The organism is Arthrobacter sp. B10-11, from assembly GCF_033142195.1.
GTDB classification, from domain to species: domain Bacteria; phylum Actinomycetota; class Actinomycetes; order Actinomycetales; family Micrococcaceae; genus Arthrobacter; species Arthrobacter oryzae_C.
In genome coordinates, this window is the sequence record NZ_JAWMTH010000007.1 from 57988 (window position 1) to 77068 (window position 19081).

The following is a 19081-nucleotide window of genomic DNA, read 5'->3' on the forward strand; positions in this document are numbered from 1 at the left end:
GGACCGGGAATGTATTCCTGATCCGGCATATATCCCAGCGAGATTGCGACGCATTCAGGTGCGGCAAGCAAGGAGACGGTATGGGCGCCACACATCTGCCCGCTACCGAGTTCGACGGAACCGGGGTAGACGATCAGCTCGAGGCGGAAGCCGAGGCCGTGCTGGGTGCGCCCGACGCCCCCATGGTCCAGCTCCTGGGGCCGGACGGCGCCCTGGGCGAGGACCCGGTCTTCTCGGAATACGCCAGCCGGCTCGACGCTGAAAAGCTGCGCGGTTTCTACGCGGACATGGCGGCCATCCGGCGGTTCGACCAGGAAGCCACAGCGCTGCAGCGCCAGGGCCAGCTGGCCCTGTGGGTTCCCCTCACCGGCCAGGAGGCGGCCCAGATCGGTTCGGGGCGGGCCAGCCAGCCGCAGGACTACATTTTCCCCACCTACCGCGAACACGGGGTCGCCCTGACCCGCAACGTGGACCTGGCCGAGTTGCTGCGCCAGTTCCGCGGCGTGTCCAACGGGGGCTGGAACCCCAAGGACACCAACTTCCACCTCTACACCCTGGTCCTGGCGGCGCAAACCCCGCATGCTGTCGGCTACGCCATGGGCATCCAGCGGGACCAGAAGCTCGCGGCCGCCAACGCCACCCCGGGCCAGCCCCAGGAGCCCAAGGCCGCCGTCATGGTCTACTTCGGGGACGGCGCCAGCTCCGAGGGCGACGTGCACGAGTCGATGGTGTTCGCGTCGTCGTACAACGCGCCGGTGGTCTTCTTCTGCCAGAACAACCACTGGGCCATCTCGGTGCCCAGCACCGTGCAAACCCGCGTCCCGCTGGCCGATCGCGCCAAGGGCTACGGCTTCCCGGGCATCCGCGTGGACGGCAACGACGTCATCGCAGTCCACGCCGTGACGGAGTGGGCACTGGAACGCGCCCGTGAAGGAAAGAGCCCGGTACTGATCGAGGCCTTCACGTACCGGGTGGGCGCCCACACCACGGCTGATGATCCCACGAAATACCGCGGCTCCGAAGAGGAAGCGCAGTGGCGGGCGAAGGACCCCCTCGAACGCCTGGAGAAGTATCTCCGCGCCGAGGGGCTGGCCGATGACGCCTTCTTCGCCAAGGTCAAGGCCGACGGCGATGAGCTCGCCGCCTACGTGCGCAAGACCACCCACGACCTCGAAACCCCGGACATCCGGACGGCGTTCGCCAACACGTACGCCGAGGCCCACCCGCTGGTGGCCGAAGAGCTGGCCTGGTTTGAGGAATACAGTGCGGGATTCGCTGATGAATCAGAAACAGCCGAAGTAAACGCCGCCGAGGCAAATACAGACGGGGCAGCCAACCGATGACCACCATGACCATCGCCAAGGCCATCAACGAGGGCCTGCGCGCAACGCTGAACAACAACCCACGCACCCTGCTCATGGGCGAGGACATCGGTCCGCTCGGCGGCGTCTACCGTGTCACCGACGGACTGATCGGCGAATTCGGCGCCGACCGCGTGGTGGACACTCCGCTGGCAGAGTCCGGCATCATCGGCACAGCGATCGGACTTGCCCTCAGCGGCTACCTGCCGGTCTGCGAAATCCAGTTTGACGGCTTCGTTTTCCCGGGCTTCAACCAGATCACCACGCAGCTCGCCAAGATGCACTCACGCAGCAACGGAAACCTCACGGTGCCCGTCGTCATCCGTATCCCGTACGGCGGCGGCATCGGCTCCATCGAACACCACTCGGAGTCCCCGGAGGCGCTGTTCGCCCACACCGCAGGACTGCGCATCATCACCCCGTCCAACCCGCACGACGCCTACTGGATGATCCAGCAGGCCGTCGACTGCCAGGACCCCGTCATCGTCTTCGAGCCCAAGCGGCGCTACTGGCTCAAAGGCGAGGTTGACACCGAATCGCCCGGCCCCTCGGGCGACCCGTTCAAGGCCCATGTCCTACGCGAAGGCACGGACGCCACCGTGGTGGCTTACGGCCCGCTGGTGCCGGTTGCCCTCGCCGCTGCCGGCGCCGCCGCCCAGGACGGCCGCAGCGTGGAGGTAATTGACCTGCGGTCCATCTCGCCGATCGATTTCGACACCGTCACAGACTCGGTCAAGAAGACGGGCCGGCTCATCGTGGCCCATGAGGCACCGACATTCGGCGGCATCGGCGGCGAAATCGCGGCCCGCGTCAGCGAGCGGGCGTTCCTGTCCCTCGAGGCCCCCGTAATCCGGGTGGGTGGCTTCCATATGCCCTATCCCGTGGCCAAGGTGGAAGAGGACTACCTGCCGGACATCGACCGCATCCTCGAGGCGCTGGACCGCGCCCTTGCCTACTGACGACGCCTTCCAAACCGAGGACCCCATGACTGTAAACAAGTTCAACCTCCCCGACGTGGGCGAAGGACTCACCGAGGCCGAGATCGTTTCGTGGAACGTCAAGCCCGGCGACAGCGTCGCGGTCAACGACATCCTCTGCGAAATCGAAACCGCGAAGTCCCTCGTGGAACTGCCGTCCCCGTTTGCGGGCACAGTCACCGAGCTGCTCGTGCCAACGGGAGTGACGGTCGACGTCGGCACCCCGATCATCAGCGTGAGTGACACGGTGGCCGGGGATCCCACACCCGCGGATGCGCCCGTTCCGCCGGCCCCGGCAGCAGCCGCACCGCGTCCGGCGCCGGCACAGCCGGTTCCGGGCACGGCCGCGGCCCCCTTGGTGGGGTCGGGTCCCAAGGCCGACGCCGTCAAGCGCCGCCCGCGCAAGTCCTCGCCGTCCCCGGCGGCAGCTTCCGCTGCAGTGCTCCAGCCAGTTCCAGCGGTCGTGCCGGCCCCGGTCGTCGAGCCTGTCGAGACCCAAGGCATCTGGATCAACGCCGGGGCACCGGACGCCACAGACACCACAGACGCCGGGGCTCACGGGGAAGCCCCGGGGCGGCCCACCCTCGGCGGTACCATCAGCGGCCTGGTGAACCGGGTCCTGGCCAAGCCTCCGGTAAGGAAAATCGCCCGGGACCTCGGGATCGACCTCGCCGACGTGGTGCCTACCGGTGCGCGCGGCGAAGTCACCCGCGAGGACCTGGTCAGCTACCAGGCCCAGCGCGACGCCGAGGTGGACAAGGCGGACACCTTCTGGGGCAAGTCCGGCCGGCCGCAGGAACAGCGCATCGAGCGGATTCCCGTCAAGGGAGTCCGCAAGGCCACGGCCAAAGCCATGGTGGAGTCCGCGTTCGCTGCACCGCACGTCAGCATCTTCGTGGATGTCGACGCCAGCCGCACCATGGAGTTCGTCAAGCGGCTCAAGGCCTCGCGCGACTTCGAGGGCATCAAGGTCTCGCCTCTCCTGATCCTGGCCAAGGCCGTGATCTGGGCGGCCGCGCGGAACCCCAGCGTCAACGCCACGTGGGTGGACAGCGCGGACGGCAGCGATTCGGCCGAGATCCACGTCAAGCACTTCATGAACCTCGGCATCGCGGCGGCAACCCCGCGCGGCCTGATGGTGCCCAACATCAAGAATGCCCAGGACCTCTCGCTCAAGGAACTGGCACTGGCGCTCAATGACCTGGCCATCACTGCACGCGCCGGAAAGACCCAGCCCGCCCAGATGCAGGGTGGCACGCTGACTGTCACCAACATCGGTGCCCTGGGCATCGACACCGGCACACCGATCATCAATCCCGGCGAGGTGGCGATCGTAGCTTTCGGCACCATCAAGCAGAAGCCGTGGGTGCTGGACGGAGAAGTCATTCCGCGCTGGATCACCACCCTTGGCGGGTCGTTCGACCACCGGGTGGTGGACGGAGACCTGTCGGCCCGCTTTATGGCCGATGTTGCGGCGATCCTTGAGGAGCCAGCCCTCCTGCTGGATTAGTACTTCTTCCAGTCGAGAGGCACCGATGGAGACGCGACACCTCAAGTACTTCATTGCGGTGGCTGAAGAGCGGCATTTCGGCCGTGCCGCGGTCCGGCTGCACATGGCCCAGCCTCCGCTGTCGCAGCAGATCCGCCAACTCGAGGAGCAGCTGGGAACACAGCTGCTGGTCCGGACCACGCGGAAGGTGGACCTGACGCCCGCCGGTCAGCTGCTCCTGGACCGGGGCCGTCAGCTGCTGCACGAACTCGAGGTGTTGGAATCGGACGTGAAGCAGGTCGGTGCCGGCGCTACGGGCGTACTCAGGGTGGGATTCACCGGAACAGCTACGTACCGGCTGATGCCGGCAGTGGTGCAGGCGGCACGGCGCACTCTTCCCGGCCTGCGGATTACTGTCCAGGGCGAAATGCTCACCCCGCAAATGGAGGCGGCACTTGAGGAGGGCCGGCTCGACGTCGCCGTTCTTCGGCCCCCGGTCCGCTCAGGTGACATTGCCTTGAAGCTGCTGGAGCAGGACCAGCTGGTGGCAGCGCTCCCGGCCGATTCGCTGCTGGCCGGAGAAGGGCCGCTGGAGCTTGCGGACTTGTCGTCGCACGATTTCATTGGTTATCCCGCGTCATCGGCGGTGAGCAGCATCGTCATCGACGCGTGCCGGCAGGCGGGGTTCCAGCCGCGGCTGGTTCAGGAGGCCAAGGAAACGTCCACGCTGTTGTCCCTCGTGGCTGCGGGCATGGGGATAGCGCTGGTGCCTATGACTTCACGGATGTTTTCGTTCCAGGGCGTGGTGTTCCGCCCGCTACGGAACCCGCCCCCGGTGGACCTTGCTGTGGCGTGGAACCGCACCAACGAAACGCCGCTCATGGAAAGTTTCCTGGCACTTTTCGATTCGCTGCCCGCGTTTCCCGTGCCCGACGTGCCAGGGGCCGAGTAGGCGGCAGCGCCCATGGGTCCGGTAGGCCCGCCTAGTACGCGGGGTAGTTTGAGAGCATCTGGGCGAGGGCGGGATCGGCGGTCATTCCGCTCAGTCCCACTGCTGCCGCGATCATCACGCCGGAAAAGCCGGTGACGCAGGCGGTGACAACCGCGAAGAATTTCCAGTCATCGCGCATGACGCTGCGGATGGTTTCCGGCAGGTTCAGGCCGGGCTCAATAAGGTTGGGCGCGGTGTCGGTGGATCCGTCGTCGAGGAACGCGATCACCCGGTCGTTGGCCCGGTCCACCCGCATGGTGCTGATGTGGTTGCCGTGGCGGGCAAGAAGGATGTCGTGGCCTACCAGCTGGCGGCGCTGAAGCGTCAGCATATCGTTCCCCTGAAGTCGTCGGTACTCGGATGTCCGCACCATCGAGCACCCTTCAATTTTATCGCCGTAAACCGCGTGATTCCGGCGAAAATGGGGTGAGACTGCCCACCAGGGGGAGTGACGCCGGTCAACCCGGGGCCGGGACGACCTAGGGCCGGGACGACCTAGGGCCGGGACGACCTAGTCGGCGTCGTCGGTCTTGGCGATATAGACGTCGCACGGCGCATTGTGCGCCACGCTGTTGGCGACGCTGCCCAGCACCCGGCCCAGCCCGCGCATCCGGCGGTTGCCCACCACGATCATGCGGGCGTCGAAGCGCTCGGCTTCCCTGATGAGGGCTTCCGCCGGCTTGCCGCGGGCCGCAGAGTAGGTGACCTTGAGGTCTTCCGTGCTCAGCCGGGCCGCTACGTCCTTGGCCACCTTCTCAGCGTCCCCGGCGTCGGAGACAATCCAGCGGTCGCTGCCGCTGCCGAACACCTCGGTGCGGTCACTGTCGAAGGCCGTGACCACGTGGAGAGTGGCCCCCAGCGATGCGGCCAGTCCCCGCGCCGTCTCGGCGGCCCGCATTGCAGTCTCGCTGCCGTCAACACCGACAACAATTATTCCGGTCATGCTCCAGCTCCTCAGGGTTCGGTCAGCCTCATGAAAGTGCCCGGCTGCATGCAGTTATGACTCAGGCTACAGCGCCGCTATGGCGTCCCGCAGTACCGGCGCGAGGCGCCGCACGCCCTCCGCGATGGTCTCCGGAGGAACGGCACTGAATGCGAGGCGCAGCTTGTTGGACGGTTCGTCCGACGGCGTGAACGCCGCTCCCGGAATGAACACTACGCCCGCGTCGATTGCCTTGCGCAACAGCGGGTACGTGTCCACGCCCTCGGGGAGGGTCACCCAGACGAAGAAGCCGCCCTCCGGCCGGGTCCAGCTCAGTCCCTCCGGCATGTACTCAGCCAAGGCGGCCAGCATGGCCTGGCAGCGCTCGGCGTAGAGCCCGCGGTAGGTTTCGATCTGCCCTTTCCAGTCGTAGTCCCGCAGGTAGGCGGAGACCAGCATCTGGTTCAGCGTCGACGGGCAGAGCGTCACGGCCTCGGAGGCCAGGTAGTAGCGGCGCTGGAGATGGGCCGGCACCAGCGCCCAGCCGATCCTCAGCCCGGGAGCGAAGATCTTCGAGAATGAGCCCATGTAGATGACGTCGTCCGGATTGGCGGCCCGCAGCGGCGCCAGCGGTTTGCCGTCGAAGCGCAGCAGCCCGTACGGGTTGTCCTCCAGGACCAAAATATTTGCTTTGCGGCATATGTCGACGATTTCCTGCCGGCGTTCCTCTGCGAGGGTGATGCCTGACGGGTTGTTGAAGTTGGGGATGGTGTACAGGAACTTGATGTTCCGTCCGGCCGTCTGGAGGGCCGCGATCCGGGCTTCCAGGAGGTCCGGAACCAGGCCGTGCTCGTCCATGGGTACGGTGGCCACCTCCACCTGGTAGGCCTCGAAGGTGTTCAGGGCGCCCACGTAGGTCGGTTCCTCCACGAGTACCACGTCGCCGGGATCGCAGAACACCTTTGTGGCCACGTCCTGGGCGGACTGGGAGCCCGCGGTGACCACCACGTTGCGGGGATCCGCGTCAAGGATTCCCTCGGCTGCCATGACCTCGCAGATCTGGGCGCGGAGCTCTTCGGTCCCTTGGCCGCTGCCGTACTGGAGGGCGGTCATGCCCTGTTCCGCGATGATCTTCGCCGCTGTCCGGCCAAGTCGTTCCAACGGCAGCGACTGCAGGTACGGGCTGCCTCCGGCGAGCGAGACAAGGCCCGGGCGCAGGGAGATGTCAAAGACGTCGCGGACCGCGGATTGTTTGATGTTTGCTGCGCGCTCCGAGAACAGTTCGTCGTGGCGGTGTGCGGACGTTGCCGCGCGTTCGATTGCATCAATTGCCTCGGCCGGCAGGACATCGGCGGCGGCATCAAGTGTTTCGTGGGTCACATCCACAGGATACAGCCATATGTTGTCCATTAGGCAACGGTTGTTCACTCAATTTGCCAAAGTCCTGGGTTCCAGCCTGAAGTGCTTTACCTGCGGCGACGCAGGGCATGGAATGGAGCCATGGCAACGAACAGTCACCTCGGATCCCTGGCCGCCTCCTTCCATGCGCTCCACGAGGGCACGGCCCCGCTGGTCCTGGTGAATGTCTGGGACGTGGCGTCCGCCCGCCTCGTGGAGGAAGCGGGAGCAGCAGCGCTGGCCACCTCCAGTTCGGCCCTCTCGTGGAGCCTGGGCTTTCCGGACGGCAACCATATGCCGCGGGAACTGGCCATGGCGGCCCTTCGCCGGATTGCGGCATCCACGGCCTTGCCGGTTACGGCAGACATTGAGGCCGGGTATGCGCATGTTGGTGGCGGGTTCGATGACGGCGAATTGCGCGAAACCGTCCGCGCTGTGCTTGCCGCCGGGGCGGTGGGCGTGAATTTCGAGGACTCCGCTGAGCAGCCGCTGACGGACGTTGACGAGCAGGCGCGCCGCATCGCCGTCGTCCGCCGCGCAGCGGAAGAGGAAGGGGTAGACCTGTTCATCAACGCCCGTACGGACACCTACCTGTCCGGCCGGTTTGCGGAGACTGCATTTACGGAGACCCTCGGAAGGGCTGAGGCCTACCTCGCCGCCGGGGCCAACGGAATATTCGTGCCCGGGGTGCAGGACCTGCACGTGCTCCACGACCTGGCGCAGCGGATTGCCGCTCCCTTGAACGCGCTGGCGGGCCTGGGGGCGCCGTCCGTGGGGGAACTTCACGACGCCGGCGTCCGCCGGATCAGCATCGGCGGCAACACGGCGAAGGCCGCGTATGCCGCGGTGTCCCGGGTGGCCGAAGACGTGCTCGGCGACGGCAACTGGTCCGAGCTCGCGGGTGCCCGCAGCCACCAGGCCATGGACGATCTGTTTGGGGGCAGCTGACTTGACCGGGTTCCCGGTCGGGGGCCGCCCGTCGGAGCGCCGCCCGGGCCTGTCGCCCGGTCCTACCGAAGGCTCAGGATGTCTGCGAGCCGGCGCCCGTCAATGTAGAACTCGGCCCGGGCCGCACCCACGGCTGATACGGCCGTGTGCGTGAGCTGGGCTTCCAGCCGGGGGATGTCGCAGGTGCCGCCCGGGCGGAGGGTCCCGGTCAGGTTCACCACCACGGTGGTGCCGTCGAAGTACGCGGAAAGGTACTTCAGCGCGGAGTTGTCCAACGAGTTGTACAGCCCCTCCGGAGGGTTTCCGCCGCCCAGCAGGATGGCGAGGGAAGTCCGGAGCGGTTCCTCCGCCGCGGCGGGGCTGTGGAAGACGGCCACCAGGCTGTCATTGCAGCCGAACCGCACGCCGGTGCTGCCGCCGTCGTCCACTGCCACGAAGTACACGGGTGTCCCGCCGGGCACCAGGCCTTCCGGCGCGGCGCGGCCGCCGGCGGCCGGCAGGGTGTCGGTGGCGGAATCGTCTATCGTGGCGGCGGCTCCGCCATTGGCACCGGCCTGCGGAGCGATGCTCTCTGCCGCCCTCGGTTTGGCGGCCGGACCGGCGGGGGCGGCAGCCGTCGGGCCGGAAGCCGCAGCCTCCGGGCCGGACGAAGCAGCCGTCGCCGGAGCCGATTCGGGGAGTGCGGCAGCGTTGCTTGTGGTACCGGTGCTTGCGGTGACCAGGAATGGTGCTGGCAGCGGCTGCGGAACCGGCATGCCGCCGGGCTGGACAGCCGTACTGACCGGTGAAGCTCCGGGAGGCAGCGAGCACGATCCGAGCCACAGCGGAAGCATCAACGCGGCAGTTGCCGCAATTGCCCGGATCCCAGGCGTGGACATCATGAACGCACCGCACTTCCAGCTCTCGCACGTCCCCGTCTCCACGTTACGGCGGAGCGTCTGTGCGCGGAATATGCGCCGAGTGACGGTTGTGCGTCAGCTCCATCACGGAATGGTGACGCAAAACGCCCCCGGCTGCTGCCGGGGGCGCTACGTGGAGTGAATCTGACGTGGTGCGTTGGATCAGGCTGCTTCGGCTGCAGTTTCCGCGTTGGCCAGGGCAGCGAAGACGCCCTTGATCTGCTCCACAACTTCGGCGTCATCCTTGGGGTGGACTTCGGCGAAGCGCACCATGGAGCCCGGAACGGCAAGCTTGGCGTCCTCGACGACCTTGGCGCCGGCGATGCCGACAGCCTTACGGGCTTCGTCCTGCGCCCAGACGCCGCCGTACTGGCCGAACGCGGTACCCACGACGGCGGTCGTCTTGCCGTTGAGGGCCCCGGCGCCGAACGGGCGGGACAGCCAGTCGATGGCGTTCTTCAGCGACGCGGGCACGGTTCCGTTGTGCTCCGGGGTGACCAGCAGCAGGACGTCGGCGTCGTTGGCGGCGGCGCGGAGGGCGGCGGCAGCAGCCGGAACCTGGCCCTCGACGTCGATGTCCTCGTTGTAGAACGGGATGTTGCCCAGGCTCTCGTGGATAACAACATCAACCTGCTCAGGCGCGTTCAGCTGGATGGCCTCGGCGAGCTTCTGGTTGGTGGATTCGGCGCGGAGGCTGCCGACCAGGGTAAGTACGGTGCTCTTGGACATGTGAACTCCTAGTGTCTGGCCGCGGGAGTACCCGCCGGCTGATTGGTCATGGAGGCTGGGTGATGCCTTCACTCATGCTAAACGGACTGCGGTCCGATTATTATTCCCGCAACTTGAATCTCCCCGTGTGAGCCTCGTCGCAACGCGCTCCCCGCCCGCCGCTCGATTAGACTCAAAGGCGGTCGCTCGTCCGTCAGCGGTTCATGATCACTGGGGAACGGGACTGCGTCCCCAATGGAAGTTCGCAGCCAAGCCCACGGAGTCGATGTGCCCCACCCCCCAGAGACAGCCGAACGCCGTGCAGCCGCGGTGGCTCAAGGCCGCCCGTCCCGGCCATGGAACCGCAAGGTCGTTGGCATCTGCCTCGGGCTCGTCGTCATGGCGGGATTCCTGCTGCTGGTTCAGCTTCAGCCTCTTAGCGGGTGGTGGGTCCTGGCACTGACAGGTGTGCTGGCCCTTGCGGTGCCAACGGCACGTCAGTTGTCGCAGCGGATAGTCATCCTGGGATGCCTGTACTTTGGCGCGGTTCCCTTGCTGTGGTGGATGCCCCTTCCCGCGGAATTCCCGGGGTGGGGCCAGCTACTCCTCGGCGGGCTGATTTCCGGGCTTGCGATGTGGATCATCGGGTCCCCGGACCGGAAGGCGGCCGCAGCCTCGCTCCTGCCGTCAGCGGGCAAGGCGGACACCCTGCTCCTGGTTGCCGCGGCACTGGCCTCAGCAGTGTTAGTGCCGTATTTTCGCGTCTCAACGGGTCCACAGGCCCTGGGGCTCCTGCTGGCCAGCTGGGACAACTCTTCCCACTTCAGCATGTACAACATGATCCGAACCCACGGCACGGTGGTCCCGATGGCCGGCATCTCGGAGAGCGGCCATCCGTGGACCTTCATGGAGTATCCGCAGGGGTTCCACACCGCTCTCGCAACCATGGCGGACCTTGCGGTGGGACATGCACCGGGGCTGCTGGGGACTGAATTGGTGACCTACAGCCGGCTGAGTTCCCTCGCTGCTGTTGGTGCCACGGTGATGGTGACCGCCGCACTCACCTCCTTGCCCTGGATCAGGGAGCGGCCCATGATGTGTACGCCTTTTGTGGTGCTGGCCATCACGGCGTGGTCCTTCGGCACCGCCTCCATAGCCACGCTCCATGCGTTCCAGAACTTTGTTGTCGGTGTTGCGTTGCTGGTTTGCCTGATGATCGTGGTGTCCTTCGCGGACTCCCTGGCAAAGCCTGTGGTTTTCACCACCTGTGCTGCCGCGGTTGTCGGAATTGCCAACACGTGGGCGCTCTTACTGCTCCTTGTTGTGCCGGTGGCCGCCTTTGCCGTCTTCCCGTGGTCGCGGCAACGGTGGCAGGGTACGAGGGCAGAATGGCTGGCAAACAGCGTGACGGCGGCGGCGGGCTTACTCGGACTGGCCCTGGTCGGCCTGCAAATTTCCCGGATCGAGACCGGCACAGTCGTGACAGCCATTGGCAGGGTTCCGAGCTCAACCCACGGCGTGGAAATCGCCACGTTCCTTGTTGCCCTGGCCGCGTCAATATTGCTGGTGCACGGTAACCTCAGGGAATTCCTGGCCGGTCAAGGACAGCTTCCTGCGGCCGCCAGGCTTGTGGTGACTCCTGTCCTCGGCCTGGCAGTTGTCATTGCGCTGGGCACGTACCAGATAGTCACTGCCGGAAAAGTCAACTACTACTCCCTCAAGCTGGCCTTGGCGGTAGAGCTCATCCTGCCCGTCATTGCGTGCGTTGCCGTGACAGCACTGGTCGGCCGGTGGCTTGCGTCCCAAAGGTATGGCCGCCCCAGGGGGCTGGCGGTCATGTCTGCGTTGGCAGCCCTGGCGTCCACGCAAGTCTTCGGGCTCACCGTCCAGGACACCCGGCCGCTCGGCATGGATCCGATGACGCCGTACCAGCAGGGGATGTCCACCATCGAGTCGCACACCAGCAAGAATGCTGATGCCGCCACGCAACTGTTCCGCGCCGCGGAGACCCACACGGCCGGTCGGGGGGATGCCATGTACATCATCAATTCCGAGCAGATAGATCCGCTCCTGGCGGCCACGTGGTACCTGGCGCTGACGGGCACCCACAACCAGAACACGAACGGGCTGGTGGAGGAACTGCGGCCGCTCCACGAGGGCTACGGAGGCAATCTGGCCCACGTCGCAGAAGATGTGCTGGAAGCGGATCCGGACGTTTCCCTTGTCCTTGATGCGGCCCTTCGAGACTTTCTTGCCTCGGAAGGACTGTCCGAGCAGCTCCTCAAGCGAACCATCAGCGTGAACTGATTTCCCCGAACAAAGCGGGGCTACAATGTCCGGTGTGAGCCTCATCCCAATCCGGTCCGGATCGCAGCTGGGCGGGGAAGCGGAACGCAGCGATGCCGTCCGCAACCGGGAGCTGCTGCTCAAGGCCGCCCGCGAACTTATTGAGGAGTGCGGCGCCGACGGCCTCACCATGGACCGGCTGGCCGAACGGGCCGGAGTCGGCAAAGGCACCGTCTTCCGGCGCTTCGGCTCCCGGGCCGGGCTGATGATGACGCTGCTGAGCGACTCGGAGGCGGAGTTCCAGGGCCGGTTCATGTTCGGCCCCCCGCCGCTCGGTCCGGGCGCACCCCCGCTGGACAGGCTCGTGGCCTTCGGCGCGGAGCGGATCGCCTACGTCCTGGAGTACGGGGAGCTGGCCCGCGCCGCGGACTCCTCCGCCTACAACCGCTTTGATGTACCGGCCGCCGTGCTGTGGCACCGGCACATCGAAATGCTCCTCCGCTCGGCCGGGGTGAGCGCGGATCCGTGGCTCATGGCGATGTCGCTGAGCTCCACCCTGGATCCGGAACGCCTGCTCTATGCGGTGCGGGTCCACCATGTGGCTCCGGAACGGCTTGCGGAGTCCTGGCGCGAGCTGGTGACGAGCCTCGTCAGATGCCCTGGCGGCGTCGACCGCCGGGAGGGCAACGGGCCTGAGGGACGGAGGATATTCCCACCGGGCGAAGCGTAAATCCACCGGCTGGCCGGCCACTCAAATCAACCATCATGATTTATTCATAACGATCTGGTACAGGACCCCCGTGTTTCCGGTTCAGGGCATCCTGGCGGCTTCTCCATATGTGGTAGTTTCCTCTGGAATGTGACCCGCAACATAGTCCACCAGGACAGTGCCCTTGGGCGTGCGGGCGGCCAGACACCCGCTGGCCATGATCCCGGATCGGCGGAGGAACCCTCGCCGGTGCGGGGGATGACGGAAGGATCGACTGCTGTGAATGCTGAAATGACACCCGCCGGGAATGGCACCTCCGCAGCGCCGCCGTCACTGCGCGGCGCGGAACTGGCACCGGCGATCCAGAGCTAGGCAGACATGTTCCGCTACCTCGCCAAAAGGGCAGCCACCTACCTGCTCATGATCTTCCTGACCACGACGGCGGGCTACTTCCTTGCCGTCAGCACACTGCAGCCCGCGCTGCTGGAACAGGAACGCATTCCACGGCCTACACCCGAGCAGGTGACCAATTCCTTCCGGCTCAAGGGCCTTGACCCGACACTCAGCCCCTGGGAACGCTACGTGGACTGGCTCACGGCGGTCGTGACCCGCTGGGACTGGGGACGAAGCCCCAACGGCGCGTTCATCAATGCCGAATTCGGCGACCGCGTTTGGATTTCCACGCGGCTGTTCCTGGCCTCCATCGTCCTGACCCTCATCATCGGCGTCGCGCTGGGCGTGTACACCGCCGCCCGGCAGTACAAATTCCAGGACCGCGTCATCACGTCCTACAGCTACCTCGTGTACATCGTGCCCGCCCCGATCGCCTACTTCCTGGTCCAGTTGGGCGCCATCAACATCAACGAATCCATCGGCGAACGGATCTTCTTCGTCACGGGCATCTCCACTCCCGGACTGGAGGGCAACGCCTGGGTCCAGTTCGTGGACATGCTGGCCCACTATGCAGTGCCCACGCTGGCCATCACGCTGGTGGGGTGGGGAACCTACCAGATCGCCCAGCGCCAGTACCTGCTGGACAACGTCAACGCCGACTTCGTCCGCACGGCCCGCGCCAAGGGGCTCACCCGCAACCAGGCCATCGCCCGCCACGCCCTGCGGGTCTCGTTCATCCCGGTGGCCCAAAGCATCGCCTTCACCATCCCGGCCATCTTCGCCGGCGGTTTCTTCGCCGAGAAGATCTTTGCCTGGCCCGGCGTCGGTTCGTGGAGCATCGACGCCATTGCCCTGCAGGACGTCAACGCGGCCACCGCCACGCTGGCCTACGGCTCCGTCATCTTCGCGATCGGCGCCATCCTCGCGGACTTCGCCACCACGCTTGTCGACCCGAGAGTGCGGGTGCAGTAACCATGACCAACCTCAATGCCATCGACCCGGCCGCCGTCGCCGAGGAAGCAAAGATTGAGAACGACGACGTCGTCATCGCCAAGTCCTCGATCATCCTGCGGCGCTTCCTGCGGAACAAGACAGCCGTGGCCGGCCTGGTCATTTTCCTCGCCCTGACGGCCTTCTCCTTCGTGGGAGGTTTCCTCTCGCCTTGGGACAAGGAAACCATCGACCCGTTCAACATCGGCATGCCGCCCTCGGCGGAGCACCTGCTGGGCACGTCCCAGGCCGGCATAGACCTCTATGCCCTGATGGTGGAAGGCACCCGGATCTCCATCCTCATCGGCCTGGTGGTCGGTCTGGTCTCGGTGCTGATCGCCGCCGTCTACGGCTGCACCATGGCCTACTTCGGCGGCAAAGTGGACAAGGTAATGCTCTTCATCCTGGAGGCCCTCATCATGATGCCGGCACTGCTGGTGGTGGCCGTGGCCACCAGCGGCGGAGGCAACGGCCTGCGGGAGAACCTGCCCAGCTGGCTGCTGCTGATCATCGTGCTCCTGGTCTTCAGCTGGATGGGCACCGCCCGCCTGATCCGCTCCCTCTCGATGTCGCTCATGCAGCGCGACTTCGTCAAGGCCGCCCAGTACATGGGCATCCCGGCCCGCCGGATTGTCTGGCGCCACCTGGTCCCCAACATCGGTTCCCTGCTGGTCCTGGACATCACCCGCGGCGTCACCGGCGCCATCCTGGCCGAGGTGGCGTTCTCCTTCATCGGCATCGGCATCAAGGTCCCGGATGTGAGCCTGGGTGTCCTCATCAACCAGGCGACCTCCCAGGTCCAGACGTTCCCGTGGATGTTCTGGGTTCCGCTCGTGGCGATGTTCCTGCTCACGGGTTCCCTGGCAATGATGAACGACGGCCTCCGCGACGCGTTCGACCCCAGCTCCAGCTCAGGTGGCCGCGCCAAGGGCCGAAACCGGAAGACTGCAGGGAAGGCCAGCAAATGAGCAGCGACACCACCGCCAGCACGGAAATGACCGCGGAGCGCCTGCACGTCGCAGGGCTGCATGCGCCGGGCGATGCCCCCGCGGACGCCATACTGTCCGTCCGGGACCTGAACGTCCGGTTCAACTCGGAGAACGGCGTGGTCCACGCGGTACGCGGCGTGGGCTTTGATCTCCTGCCCGGGAAGACGCTGGGCATCGTGGGCGAGTCCGGCTCGGGGAAGTCAGTGACCTCGCTGGCCATCATGGGCCTGCTCCCCTCGACAGCGGACATCACCGGCTCCGTGAAGCTGAACGGCACGGAACTGCTGGGCCTCAGCGACAAGGCCATGTGCCGTTACCGCGGCAACGACATCGCCATGGTCTTCCAGGATCCGCTCTCGTCCCTGACCCCGGTGTACACGGTGGGGAACCAGATCATCGAGGCGCTCACTGTCCACCATCCCAAGATGAGCAAGCAGGCCAAAGAAGCCCGCGCCGTCGAACTTCTTGGCATGGTGGGCATCCCCAGCCCGAAGGACCGCCTGAAGGCGTTCCCGCACGAATTCTCCGGCGGCATGCGCCAGCGCGTCATGATTGCCATCGCGATCGCCAATAACCCGCGGGTGCTCATCGCGGATGAGCCGACGACGGCCCTGGACGTCACCATCCAGGCACAGGTGCTGGAGGTGCTGCACACAGCGCAGGAGGAGACCGGCGCCGCCGTCGTCATGATCACGCACGATCTTGGCGTGGTGGCCGGCATGGCTGACGACATCATGGTCATGTACGCCGGAAAACCGGTGGAAACCGGCAGCGTGGACGATATCTACTACAGCCCGCGGATGCCCTACACCATGGGCCTCCTGGGCGCCGTGCCGCGCGTGGACGTCGCAGAAAAGGCCTCGCTGGTGCCCATCGAGGGCATTCCGCCGAATCTGATCCATCCACCCACGGGTTGTTCCTTCGCACCGCGGTGCCCGCTGGCGAGTGATGCCTGCCTGCAGGGCGAACCGGAGCTGTGGCCGGTCAGCGGCCCCCGGGGAGCCGGGAACGGACTGCCTGGCGGCAGGCCGACCGGCAGCGGCGCCCACAAGGCGGCCTGCATCAAGACCGATTCCCTGGGCGCGGAAGTGGATGTCCACGAGATCTTCCATGCCCCGGCCGTTCCGGTCTCCCGCTTCGACGCCGTTCCGCGGCTCGAGCGCAAGAAAGTAGTGGAACTTCGGGACGTCCGGAAACACTTTCCGCTGCTGAAGGGTGCGCTCATCAAGCGGCGCATCGGAACAGTGAAGGCCGTGGACGGGCTGAGCTTCGATATCCGCGAGGGTGAATGCTTTTCGATCGTGGGGGAGTCCGGCTGCGGGAAGACCACCACACTGCTGGAAATCATGGAGTTCCATAAGGACCAGGACGGCGAGGTGACCATCGGCGGGCTGAGCAACAAGGCGGCCTCCGACGCCAAAACGAAGACTGCCATGCGCAAGGAACTCCAGATGGTGTTCCAGGACCCCACCGGTGCCCTTGATCCGCGCTTCACGGTCTTTGAAGTCCTGTCCGAACCGCTGGAAAACGCAGGCATGGCCAAACCCGCGATCCGGAAGCGGATCATGGAACTGATGGAGCTGGTGGGCCTCCAGCCGGACCACGTCAACCGGTTCCCGAACCAGTTCTCCGGCGGCCAGCGCCAGCGCATCGGCATCGCCCGCGCGCTCGCCGTCAACCCCAAGCTGGTGGTCCTCGACGAACCCGTGTCCGCACTGGACGTGTCAGTGCAGGCAGGTGTCATCAACCTCCTGGACAAGCTCCGCGCGGAACTCGGCCTGAGCTACCTCATGGTGGCCCATGACCTGTCCGTTGTGCGCCACATTTCCAACCGCGTGGCCGTGATGTACCTCGGCAAGATCGTGGAAATCGGTGACGTGGACAGCGTTTTCGACAACCCGCGGCACCCCTACACGCGCGCGCTTCTGTCCGCGATCCCGGTGCCCGACCCGCAACTGGAACGGACCCGCGAACGCATCATCCTGCAAGGCGACCTGCCGTCCCCGCTGGATGCGCCCAGGGGCTGCAACTTCGCCACCCGCTGCCCGGTGTTTGCCGCGCTGCCCGCCGCGAAGCAGGAAAAATGCCTCACGCTTGAGCCGCCACTGGAGACCGTCTCCGGCCCGGCGGCGGCCCGCCCGCAGGCGGCGGCTCGCCCAGAAGCGGCGGAGGAATTGCCGACGGACCAGCAGTTCGCCTGCTTCTTCCCGGACGGCGAACTCGACGCGGACATGCTTGTTGTCCACGACAGCCCATGACTTGCCCGATCCCCAAAGCACCAACTCTCGCACCAACAATGAAGGGAAAACCATGAAGAATCTGACCAAGATTGGCGGGGTGGCCGCCGTAACGGCAGCGCTCGCGCTTACCGGCTGTGGCGGAGGCGGCACCCCCTCGGGCCCCGACGCGGGCAAGGGCCAGGAAGCCGGCAGCGACCTCACCAAGCTGATCAGCATTAACGCCAAGGACGCCAAGGACCTGGAACCGGGCGGCACCGTGACGCTTTCGCTGGGCAACATCGGTCCGGACTTCAACGGCTTCTCCAACAACGGCAACAGCGCGGACAACACGGCGCTGCACCGCCCGATTGACCAGGCCGGCACCTGGGGCTGCTGGAACTTCGACTTCGACGGCACGGCGACGCCGAACAAGGACTTCTGCGAGGACGTCAAGAGCGAGGTCAAGGACGGCAAGCAGACCATCACCATCAAGGTGAACGAGAAGGCCGCGTACAACGACGGCACGCCGATCGACGTCAAGGCCTTCGAGAACACCTGGAACATGCTCAAGGGTGAAAACAAGGACATCGACATTGTCAGCTCCGGCGCGTACGAGTTCGTTGATTCCGTGAAGGCAGGTGCCAGTGACAAGGAAGTCGTTGTTACCACCACCCAGCCCGTCTACCCGCTGGATGCCCTCTTCACCGGCCTGATCCACCCGGCCGTGAACACGCCGGAGATCTTCAACACCGGCTTCACTGGCGACATGCACCCGGAGTGGATGGCAGGACCCTTCAAGCTGGACAAGTACGACAGCGCCGCCAAGACTGTCACCCTGGCCAAGAACGATAAGTGGTGGGGCGCCAAGCCTGTCCTCGACAAGGTGGTGTTCCGCCAGCTGGAGAGCAGTGCCGCGATTGCAGCCTTCAAGAACGGCGAGATCGACGGTGTGTCCGCCAACACGATCACCCCGTACAAGCAGCTGGACGGCACGAAGGATTCCGAGATCCGCCGCGGTCAGCGGCTGTTCGCCGGCGGCCTGAACCTCAACGCGCAGAAGGCCCCGCTGACGGACGTCGCAATCCGCAAGGCAATCTTCACCGCCGTGGACCGTGAGGCCCTGCGCAAGGTCCGCTTCAACGGGCTGAACTGGGAAGAGACCAGCTCCGGCTCGATGATGCTGCTGCCGTTCTCCAAGTACTACCAGGACAACTACCCGGCCACGGAATCCGGTGCGGAGGCAGCCAAGAAGGTGCTGACCGATGCCGGGTACAAACCCAACTCCGCAGGCATCATGGAGAAGGACGGCGTCCCGGCCGCCTTCAAGATCAGCAACTTCGGTGATGATCCCACCACCCTGGCCTTCGTGCAGACCCTGCAGAAGCAGCTCCAGGCCGGCGGTATGGACGTAGGAATCGACCAGCGCGCCTCCGCCGACTTCGGCAAGGTCCTGGGCAGCCGCGACTTCTTCCTCAGCGTTTCCGGTTACACCGTGGGTGCTGACGCAACGGACGCCGTCAAGCAGTTCTACGACTCCAAGACCAACGAGAACGAGCTGGGCGACGCCGAGCTGGATGCCGAAATCAAGGCGCTCAGCAGCATCGAGGACAACGCCGAACGCAACAAGGCAGCCATGGAAGTTGAAAAGAAGCACATGGCCAAGTACTTCTCCATGGGCGTTGTGATGAACGGACCCCAGATCTCGTTCGTCCGCACCGGCCTGGCCAACTACGGTCCGTCCCTGTTCAAGAGCCTGTCCCAGGTTCCGGACTGGACCACCATCGGCTGGGAAAAGAAGTAAC

At 65.7% G+C, this 19081-nt stretch carries 16 protein-coding genes; 11 read left to right on the forward strand and 5 right to left on the reverse strand.

The features are described 5' to 3' along the window. Window positions 1-80 precede the first annotated feature (80 nt). The 4 genes from pdhA to RW112_RS19220 are packed head-to-tail and all read left to right on the forward strand — an operon-like array spanning window position 81 to window position 4779. Window positions 81-1343 (forward strand): pyruvate dehydrogenase (acetyl-transferring) E1 component subunit alpha, encoded by a 1263-nt coding sequence (gene pdhA / locus RW112_RS19205; protein WP_317783292.1) that lies wholly within the window; start codon window positions 81-83, stop codon window positions 1341-1343. After that, window positions 1340-2320, forward strand: coding sequence for an alpha-ketoacid dehydrogenase subunit beta (locus tag RW112_RS19210; protein WP_317783293.1), 981 nt, complete (start codon window positions 1340-1342; stop codon window positions 2318-2320). Before pdhA ends, RW112_RS19210 begins: the two co-directional genes overlap by 4 nt. A 25-nt stretch (window positions 2321-2345) precedes the next feature. Continuing rightward, on the forward strand, window positions 2346-3848 hold the full coding sequence (locus RW112_RS19215) for a dihydrolipoamide acetyltransferase family protein (RefSeq protein ID WP_317783294.1): 1503 nt from the start codon (window positions 2346-2348) through the stop codon (window positions 3846-3848). 25 nt (window positions 3849-3873) lie between these two features. Beyond that, entirely contained in the window at window positions 3874-4779 is a 906-nt protein-coding gene (locus tag RW112_RS19220) for a LysR substrate-binding domain-containing protein (RefSeq protein ID WP_317783295.1), read from the forward strand. A gap of 31 nt (window positions 4780-4810) precedes the next feature. Here RW112_RS19220 and RW112_RS19225 read toward each other — a convergent pair whose 3' ends face one another. The 3 genes from RW112_RS19225 to RW112_RS19235 all read right to left on the reverse strand — a co-directional run bounded on the left by RW112_RS19225 (window position 4811) and on the right by RW112_RS19235 (window position 7120). After that, window positions 4811-5149 (reverse strand): hypothetical protein, encoded by a 339-nt coding sequence (locus tag RW112_RS19225; RefSeq protein WP_317783296.1) that lies wholly within the window; start codon window positions 5147-5149, stop codon window positions 4811-4813. 180 nt (window positions 5150-5329) lie between these two features. Continuing rightward, on the reverse strand, window positions 5330-5761 hold the full coding sequence (locus RW112_RS19230; RefSeq protein WP_317783297.1) for a universal stress protein: 432 nt from the start codon (window positions 5759-5761) through the stop codon (window positions 5330-5332). Between the two features lie 66 nt (window positions 5762-5827). Continuing rightward, complete coding sequence (locus RW112_RS19235) at window positions 5828-7120, reverse strand: PLP-dependent aminotransferase family protein (RefSeq protein WP_317783298.1); 1293 nt, start codon at window positions 7118-7120, stop codon at window positions 5828-5830. Window positions 7121-7240: 120 nt separating this feature from the next. Here RW112_RS19235 and RW112_RS19240 point away from each other — a divergent pair, with 120 nt between their 5' ends. After that, window positions 7241-8086 carry an isocitrate lyase/phosphoenolpyruvate mutase family protein gene (locus RW112_RS19240; protein WP_317783299.1) on the forward strand — a complete coding sequence of 282 codons (846 nt, stop codon included), beginning with the start codon at window positions 7241-7243 and terminating at the stop codon, window positions 8084-8086. 62 nt (window positions 8087-8148) lie between these two features. On the opposite strand, the gene RW112_RS19245 is transcribed toward RW112_RS19240, so the two are convergent. After that, window positions 8149-8967: a GerMN domain-containing protein gene (locus RW112_RS19245; RefSeq protein WP_317783300.1), complete on the reverse strand. Its 819-nt coding sequence runs from the start codon at window positions 8965-8967 to the stop codon at window positions 8149-8151. A 180-nt stretch (window positions 8968-9147) separates the two neighbouring features. After that, entirely contained in the window at window positions 9148-9714 is a 567-nt protein-coding gene (locus RW112_RS19250) for an NADPH-dependent FMN reductase (RefSeq protein ID WP_317783301.1), read from the reverse strand. Window positions 9715-9981: 267 nt separating this feature from the next. Here RW112_RS19250 and RW112_RS19255 point away from each other — a divergent pair, with 267 nt between their 5' ends. From RW112_RS19255 to RW112_RS19280, 6 genes are all read left to right on the forward strand, one after another. Next, on the forward strand, window positions 9982-12000 hold the full coding sequence (locus RW112_RS19255) for a hypothetical protein (RefSeq protein ID WP_317783302.1): 2019 nt from the start codon (window positions 9982-9984) through the stop codon (window positions 11998-12000). Window positions 12001-12034: 34 nt separating this feature from the next. Beyond that, window positions 12035-12709 (forward strand): helix-turn-helix domain-containing protein, encoded by a 675-nt coding sequence (locus RW112_RS19260; protein ID WP_317783303.1) that lies wholly within the window; start codon window positions 12035-12037, stop codon window positions 12707-12709. Between the two features lie 357 nt (window positions 12710-13066). Then, a complete protein-coding gene (locus RW112_RS19265) occupies window positions 13067-14053 on the forward strand; it encodes an ABC transporter permease (protein WP_305942791.1) in 987 nt (328 codons plus the stop codon). 2 nt (window positions 14054-14055) lie between these two features. After that, window positions 14056-15039, forward strand: a complete 984-nt coding sequence (locus tag RW112_RS19270; protein ID WP_317783304.1) for an ABC transporter permease — start codon at window positions 14056-14058, stop codon at window positions 15037-15039. Beyond that, complete coding sequence (locus RW112_RS19275) at window positions 15036-17318, forward strand: dipeptide ABC transporter ATP-binding protein (RefSeq protein WP_317783305.1); 2283 nt, start codon at window positions 15036-15038, stop codon at window positions 17316-17318. Before RW112_RS19270 ends, RW112_RS19275 begins: the two co-directional genes overlap by 4 nt. Before the next feature lie 52 nt (window positions 17319-17370). Then, entirely contained in the window at window positions 17371-19080 is a 1710-nt protein-coding gene (locus RW112_RS19280; RefSeq protein WP_317783306.1) for an ABC transporter family substrate-binding protein, read from the forward strand. The last annotated feature ends 1 nt before the right edge of the window (window position 19081 follow it).